At 77.0% G+C, this 7,872-nt stretch carries 1 protein-coding gene; it reads right to left on the reverse strand.

Annotation, left to right across the window (positions count from 1 at the left end; genetic code table 11):
* A partial coding sequence (locus tag ACOJTC_RS20485; RefSeq protein WP_420118088.1) for an SDR family NAD(P)-dependent oxidoreductase occupies positions 1-7,765 on the reverse strand: 7,765 nt, incomplete at its 3' end.
* Positions 7,766-7,872: the final 107 nt, after the last annotated feature.

Genomic DNA, 7,872 nt, shown 5'->3' on the forward strand with positions numbered 1-7,872 from the left:
GCGGCCCCGCCCGGGCGGCCGGCCGGGCGGCGCCCCCCCCCGCCCCGCCGCCGGGGGCCACGCCGGCGCCCACCGACCGGCGGGCCGGCACGGGCGTCACCGGGGCCAGCGCGGTGAGGACGTCCGGCAGCCCGCCGACGCCGGCCGCCGCCCGCAGCGCCGCCGGCGCGAACGCCGCCGCGACCACGACCGGCGGGAGGTACCCGCCGGCACCGGCCACGGCGGACCCCGGGTACGCGAGCGCCTCGTCGAGCAGTCCCAACGCGTCCGGCGCGGCCATCGGGGTGATGCCGATCCGGGCCAGCCGGGCCCGGTCCGCCGCGCCCAGCTCGCCGGCCATGCCGCCGGTGCCCCACAGTCCCCAGCCGACGGCCAGGCCGGGCAGGCCCTCGGCACGACGCTGCCCGGCCAGCGCCTCCAGGAAGCCGTTGGCCGCCGCGTAGTTGGCCTGCCCGGCGGTCCCGACGGTGGCCGCCACCGACGAGAACAACACGAACGCGGACAGGCGTCGGCCCCGGGTGAGTTCGTGCAGGTTCCACGCACCCTGGGCCTTCGGGCGGAGCACGGCGGCACAGCGCTGCGCGGTCAGCCCGGTCAGCACCCCGTCGTCGAGCACACCGGCGGCGTGGAAGACCGCACCCGGCCGGTACGTGTCGAGCACCTCGGCCAGCCGCTGCCGGTCGGCGACGTCGCAGGCGACGACGGTGGCGGTGGCTCCGGCGGCGGTCAGGTCGGCGAGCAGTTCCTCCGCGCCGGGAGCCGCGGCCCCCCGCCGGGCGGTCAGCACCAGCCGGCGGACGCCCCGTGCGACGAGGTGGCGGGCGAGCACGCCGCCCACCGCGCCCGTCGCGCCCGTGATCAGCACGGGGCCGTCCGCGTCGAGCCGGTCGCCCGTGGTGGTTCCCGGGTCCGGCGGGCTAACGGCGGGGTCCACCCCGTCCGGCGCGGTCCGCGCCGGACGGGGAAGCGGGGTGAGCCGGGGGGCGAGGGCGACGCCGTCGCGCAGGGCCAGCCGGGGGTCCCGGGCGGCCAGTGCCATCGGCAGGGCGGTGATCGAGGCCGGCGTGCCGTCCACGTCGATCACCGTGATCCGGCCGGGGTTCTCGCTCTGCGCGCTGCCGAGCATCGCCCACACCGCGGCCATGGCCGGGTCGGGCGTCTCTCCCGGCCGCGCGGCGACCGCCAGCTCGGTGAGCACGACCAGACCAACGTCGGCCAGCAGGTCGTCGGCCAACCACTGCTGCAACAGCTCCAGCGTGTCGGCGACCGCCCGCTCGGCGGCCACCGGCGGCGGCAGCTCGGCCATCGCCCGGCTCGTGGCGATCGAGGAGACGGCGTCGACCACGATCACCGACGGCGGCGGGGTCCCGGTCGACACCGCCTCGTGCACGGCCGTCATGTCGACGAAGAGGGCGGCCGGGCCGAGCAGCTCCGCCGCCGAATCGGCCAGCACCCGGCCGTCGTCGAGCACCGCCCACCGGGGGTGCGGGCTCGGGTCGACCGCCGGCAGCGTCACCGGGTGCCAGTCGACCCGGTACAGGTCACCGGCCGGCCCGTCCTCCGGCAGGTACGGCCGCAGGGCCAGCTCCGCGATGTCGGCGATCGGCGCACCCGCCGGATCGACCAACGACACGGAGACGGTGCCGGCCCCGGGCCCCGGCGCGAGCCGCACCCGGGCGCTGGTCGCGCCGCTGGCGTGCAGGGCGAAACCGGCGACGGTGAACGGCAGGTGCAGCCGGTCGGTCGTGGGGACGCCGAACGCGACGGCGCGCAGCGCCGCGTCGAGCAGCGCCGGGTGCAGACCGAAGCCGGCCGCGTCGGACGGCACCGGGTCGGGCAGGGCCACCTCGGCGTAGTGGACGTCACCGACCCGCCAGAGCGCCCGTACGCCGTCGAAGGCCGGGCCGATCGCCAGGCCGGCGGCGGCCAGGTCGACGTGCAGGGCGGTCGGATCCACCGGTGACGCCCCGCGCGGCGGCCACGGCTCGCCCCCGGGCCAGCCAGCGGGCACCGACACCTCGGCGCTGAGCAGGCCGTCGGCGTTGAGCCGCCACGGCAGCGACCGGTCCTGCGGCTGGGTGTGCACGGTGAAGGCGCGGCGACCCGACCCGTCGGCCGGCCGGACGGTGACCTGGAGCCGGACGGCCTCCTGCGCCGCCAGCACGATCGGCGCCCGGAAGGTGAGTTCGTCGACCCGCCCGCAGCCGACCTGGTCACCCGCGCGCACGGCCAGATCGGCGATCGCCGCGCCGGGCAACGTGACCACCCCGCCGACCGCGTGGTCGGCCAGCCACGGCTGGTCGGCCACCGACAGTCGACCGGTGAGCAGTTCCCCCGCGCCGTCGGCCAACTCGACCACGGCACCGAGCAGGGGGTGGTCCGCCGCGTCCTGGCCGGCGGCGCGGGTGTCCCCGGCCGGGGCGGGGGCGTCGAGCCAGTGCCGGGTGGCCTGGAACGGGTAGGTGGGCAGGGCGACCAGCCGGCCGGCCGGGTTGCGGGCGGCCAGCACGGCCGCCGGGTCGGGGTGCTCGGCGTTGGCCAGCACGGTCGCCACGGTCGTCGCGAAGGTGTCCTGCTCCGGCTGGCCGGTCCGCAACGCGGCCACCGTCACCGGTGCCGGTTCCGCGCCGCCGATGCTGCCCTGCACCATGGCGGCGAGCACCGGGTCCGGTCCCAGCTCGACGAAGAGCCGGACCCCGTCGGCGTGCAGGGTACGGACCCCCTCGTGGAACCGGACCGTGCCCCGCAGGTGACGCGCCCAGTAGTCGGGGGAGGTCAGTTCCTCGGTGGTGGCCGTCCGACCGGTGACGTTGGAGACGATCGGGATCTCCGGCTCGTGGAAGGTCAACGCGCCGGCGAGGTCCACGAACTCCGCCAGCACACCGTCCATGTGCGCGGAGTGGAAGGCGTGGCTGACGCGCAGCCGCCGGGTGCCGATCCCGTCGGCCCGGCACCGCTCGACGACCCGCTGCGCCGCGTCGGCGTCACCGGAGACGACCACCGACTCCGGGCCGTTGATCCCGGCGATGCTCAACCGGTCGGCGTCCGGCCCGAGCAGGGCGGTCACGGTGGGCTCGTCGGCCCGGATCGAGACCATCGCCCCGCCCTCGGGGGCCGACTCCATCAGCCGGCCACGGGCGGCCACCAGCCGGCAGGCGTCGGGCAGGGTGAGCACCCCGGCCACGTGCGCGGCGACGACCTCGCCGATCGAGTGGCCGATCAGCCGGTCGGCGACGACGCCGGCCCGCTCGACCAGCCGGTAGAGCGCGGTCTGCACGGCGAACAGGGCGGCCTGGGTGTAGCGGGTCCGGTCGAGCAGCGTGGCGTCGGCCGAGCCGGGCGCGGCGAAGACGACCTCCCGCAGGGGACGGTCCAGGTGCGGGTCTAGGTGGGCGCAGACCTCGTCGAAGGCCGCCGCGAAGACGGGTTCGGTGGCGTACAGCTCGGCACCCATGCCGGGACGCTGGCTGCCCTGCCCGGTGAACATCAGGGCAAGCCCGCCGGGCGCGCCGCGCCCGGTGACGACGCCACCGGCCACGCCCCCGTCGGCGAGCGCCGACAGGCCGGCCAGCAGGCCGTCGCGGTCCCGGCAGACCAGCACCGCGCGGTGCGCGAACACCGCCCGCCGACCCAGGGTGTACGCCGTGTCGGCGAGCGCCCGCCGGCCGTCCGGGCCGGTCTCCCCGGCCGGCGGTCCGGCCAGGGCGTCGGCGAGTCGGCGGGCCTGCCCGCGCAGCGCCTCGACGGTACGCGCCGAGAGGGGGACAACGACCGGGGTGGCCCCGGCGACGCCGTCGTCCGTACCCGGGTCACCGCCGGAACGCCCCTGAGCCGGGTCGGGGGACGACGGGGTGCCCGGGTCGTCGCCGCCGGGGCGTCCGGCCGGGGCGGGAGCTTCGACGATGACGTGGGCGTTGGTGCCGCTGATGCCGAACGACGAGACGCCCGCCCGGCGGGGACGGTCGGCCGCCCCGGCCCATTCCCGGGCCTCGTCGAGCAGGCGGACCGCACCGGCCGACCAGTCGACGTGCGGCGTCGGCTCCTGAACGTGCAGGGTGCGCGGGAGGATGCCGTGGCGCATCGCGAGCACCATCTTGATCACACCGCCCACCCCGGCGGCGGCCTGCGCGTGGCCGATGTTGGACTTCAGCGAGCCGAGCCACAGCGGGGTCTGTGGGGAGCGTCCGGCGCCGTAGGTGGCGATGAGGGCCTCGGCCTCGATCGGGTCGCCGCGCCGGGTGCCGGTGCCGTGGGCCTCCACCGCGTCGACGTCGACGCCGGTGAGCCCGGCCGAGGCGAGCGCCTGCCTGATCACCGCGCGCTGGGCCGTCCCGTTCGGCGCGGTCATCCCGTTGCTGGCCCCGTCCTGGTTGACGGCGGAACCGCTGAGCACCGCGAGCACCTCGTGCCCGTTGCGTTCGGCGTCGGAGAGCCGTTCGAGCAGCAGCAGACCGACCCCCTCGGCCCAGCCGGTGCCCGTCGCCGACGACGAGAAGGCCCGGCACCGGCCGTCGGCGGAGAGCGCGCCCTGCCTGCTGAACTCGATGAACGTCTTCGGGGTGGCCATCACGGTGACGCCACCGGCGAGGGCCATCGTGCACTCGCCCCGGCGCAGGGCCTGCGCGGCCAGGTGCACCGACACCAGCGACGAGGAGCAGGCCGTGTCGACGGTGACCGCCGGTCCCTCCAGCCCGAAGGTGTACGCGATGCGTCCGGAGGCGACACTGCCGGCGCTGCCGTTGTAGAGGTAGCCCTCGGCGGATTCGGGGGCGGCGGCCAGCCGGGCACCGTAGTCGCCGTACATCACCCCGACGAACACGCCGGTACGGCTGCCACGCAGGGTGGCCGACGGCAGGCCGGCCCGTTCGAACGTCTCCCAGGCGGTCTGGAGCAGCAGCCGTTGCTGGGGGTCCATCGCGGCGGCCTCGCGGGGGTTGATGCCGAAGAAGTCGGCGTCGAACCGGTCGGCGTCGTAGAGGAAGCCGCCCTGGTCGGCGTGGCTGGTGCCGGGCCCGTCCGAGCCGGTGTCGACCAGGCCGGACATGTCCCAGCCCCGGTTGCGGGGGAACCCGCCCACCGCGTCCACGCCGTCGGCGACGAGCCGCCACAACTGCTCCGGGGACTCGACACCGCCCGGGTAGCGGCAGCCCATCGCCACGATCGCGATCGGCTCGTCGGCCGGCCCGACCGTCGGGGCGACCGGCGTCGGGGCGGGACCGGTGCCGCCGGAGACCCGCTGCTCGAGGTGCTCGGCGAGGGCGGCCGGGGTGGGGTGGTCGAAGACGAGGGTGACCGGCAGGGTGATCCCGGTGGCGGCCCCGATCCGGTTGCGCAGCTCGACCGCGCTCAGCGAGTCGAAGCCGAAGTCCTTGAAGGTACGGTCGGCCTCCATCGTCCCGGCCGGGTCGTGCCCGAGGACGGTGAGGACCGCGCCGCGCAGGAGTTCGGTGACCGCCTCCCGACGCCGGGCCGCGGGGAGCGCCGCCATCCGCCGCTCCCAGGACTGCCCGGTGTCGACGCCGGCAGTCGCCCGCACCCGACGTGGGGCGACCCGGACCAGGTCCCCGAACAGGGCGGGCAACAGCTCGGCGGTGGCCTTCGCGCGGAGCGCGGCCTCATCCAGCCGGGCCGCGACCACCGTCGCCGGGCGCGGCTGCGCTGCGGTGGGGTCGTCGGCCCGGACCGCCTCGAACAGCGCCAGGCCGGCCGCCTCGTCCAGCGCGCCGATCCCGTCGCGGCCCAGCCGGCTCAGGTCGGCCCGGCTGAGGTGGGCGGTCATGCCGGACGCCGTGGCCCACAGGCCCCAGGCGATGCTGGTGGCGGGCAGGCCGTGGGCGCGTCGGTGCGCGGCCAGACCGTCCAGGAAGCCGTTGGCCGCGGTGTAGTTGGCCTGCCCGGCGTTGCCCAGCGTGGCGGTCACCGACGAGAAGAGCACGAACTCGGCCAGGTCGAGGTCGCGGGTCAACTCGTGCAGGTGCCACGCCGCGGTCTTCGGCCGCAGGACGGCGTCGAGCTGCTCGGGGCGCAGCGAGGTGAACAGGCCGTCGTCGAGCACCCCGGCGGCGTGCAGCACGGCGGTGAGCGGGTGCGCGGCGGGAATCGCGTCAAGCAGCCGGGCGAGCTGCGACCTGTCGGTCACGTCGCAGGCCGCCACCTCCACCCGGGCGTCGAGGTCGCCCAGCGCGGCGGTCAGTTCGGCCATCCCGGGCGCGTCGGCACCGCGCCGGGCGACGAGCAGCAGCCGCTGGGTGGGATACCGGGCGGCCAGGTGGCGGGCGAAGACCCCGCCGAGCACCCCGGAGGCGCCGGTGATCAGAACGGTGCCGTCGGTGCGCGTCGCCACGGTCGGCGTCGTGCCGCCGGGCGGGGCGACCGGGGTCAGCCGGGGCCGGTGGTCGACGCCCGCCCGGATGGCGACCTGCGGCTCGGTGCCGCGCGCCGCGACGTCGACGGCGGCCCGGGAGCGCCCGTCGTCGTCCAGGTCGATCAGCACGATCCGGTCCGGGTGCTCGAGCTGGGCGGTACGCAGCAGTCCCCACACGGCGGCGGCGGCCGGGTCGACGTCCTCGCCGGGCCGGACCGCAACCCCGCCCCGGGTCAGCACGACCAGCTTCGACGGGTGGGTCCGGTCCGGCGACCCGCCGGCGTCGGCCCCGGTCAGCCAGTGGGTGACCTCGGCGTGGACCCCGTGCACGACCGACCGGGTGGCCTCGGCGACGTCACCGTCGGTGGGGTCGACGCCCCGGCCGGTCAGGTCCAGCACCTGCTGGTCGGACGCGTCCGCCGGGTCTGCGCCGGCGACGCCCCGCCCGCCCGCGGGGGACCAGGTGATGGCGTACAGGCCGCCGTCGGTGGCGGGGCCGCGCAGGTCGCCGGAGAGGGGCCGCATCGCGAGGCTGTCCACGGTGGCCAGTGCGGCGCCGGTCGGGTCGGTGACGACCAGGTGCAGGACACCGGGCGCGGTCCGGGTGAGCTGGACCCGGGCCGACGTGGCAGCCGTCCGGTGCAACGCGACGCCGGACCAGGCGAAGGGCAGTTCGACGGGTGCGTCGGGGGCCTGCGGGTCGGTCAGGCCGGCGTGCAGGGCGGCGTCGAGCAGTGCCGGGTGGATGGCGAAGGCGGTGACCCCGGCGTGCTGGTCGGCAGCGAGCGCCACCTCGGCGAAGACCTGGTTCCCCCGACGCCAGGCGGCCTGCACGCCCTGGAAGGCCGGGCCGTAGTGGTAGCCCCGCGCGGCCAGGTCGGGGTAGAGGTCGGCGCAGTCGATGGGCTCCGCGTCGGCCGGCGGCCAGGTGTCGGCCAGGCCCTCGGCCGGCGCGCGGTCGGCGCTGTCGGAGAGGACACCGACGGCGCAGGTCGTCCAGGCCGTCCCGGCAGGGCCGCTGCGGGCGAAGAGGGAGACGGGCCGGCGACCGGCGTCGTCCGCGGCGTCGACCACGGCACGCAGTTGCGTGGACCCGGTGGTCAGGACGAGCGGCTGGTGCAGGGTCAGCTCGTCGACGTGGTCGCAGCCGACCTCGTCGCCGGCGCGCAGCGCCATGTCGAGGAAGGCCGTGCCGGGCAGGACGACCGTGTCGCCGACGGCGTGGTCACGCAGCCACGGCTGGCCGGTCAGGGACACCCGGCCGGTCAGCACCACCCCGCCCGAGCCGGGCAGCTCCGTCGCGGCGTCCAGCAGCGCGTGGCCGGTGCGGGTCGCGTCGTCGCCGGTGTTGCGGGGTGCCTCCAACCAGTACCGCTCACCCTGGAACGCATACGTCGGCACCTCCACCAACCGACCCGAACCCACCACCCCACGCCAATCAACCCCCACCCCCCCCCCCCACCCCGCACCCCAAGCCACCAACCCCCCCACGCCACGCCACTCCCCCC

This window comes from Micromonospora sp. (genome assembly GCF_048594385.1).
GTDB lineage: Bacteria > Actinomycetota > Actinomycetes > Mycobacteriales > Micromonosporaceae > Micromonospora > Micromonospora wenchangensis.